Here is a 430-nt window from a genome sequence, read left to right as displayed (position 1 = left end):
ATTACCGCCCCGGTAGCCGCACCCAGGCTGAAGAGCTGGGCGTGCGCATGGTTATGCAGGAACTCAACCTGTTGCCAACGCTGACCGTGGCCGAAAACCTGTTCCTGGACAACCTGCCCAGAAACTGTGGCTGGATCAACCGCACCCAACTGCGCAAGGCCGCGATCGAGGCGATGGCCCACGTCGGGCTGGACGCGATCGACCCGGACACCCTGGTCGGGAGCCTGGGCATCGGCCATCAACAAATGGTCGAAATCGCCCGTAACCTGATCGGCGACTGCCATGTACTGATCCTCGACGAACCCACGGCCATGCTCACTGCCCGTGAAGTCGAGATGCTGTTCGAGCAAATCACCCGCCTGCAGGCCCGGGGCGTGGCGATCATTTATATTTCACACCGGCTCGAAGAACTGGCCCGTGTCGCGCAGCG

Annotated in this window: 1 protein-coding gene; it reads left to right on the top strand. The window is 62.1% G+C overall.

Annotation, left to right across the window (positions count from 1 at the left end; genetic code table 11):
- On the top strand, positions 1-430 hold a 430-nt coding region (locus tag KZZ04_RS18440; RefSeq protein ID WP_219423678.1), incomplete at both ends, for an ATP-binding cassette domain-containing protein.

This window comes from Pseudoalteromonas sp. CR1, assembly GCF_019392235.1.
GTDB lineage: Bacteria > Pseudomonadota > Gammaproteobacteria > Enterobacterales > Alteromonadaceae > Pseudoalteromonas.
This window is presented reverse-complemented; position numbering and strand designations above follow the sequence as displayed.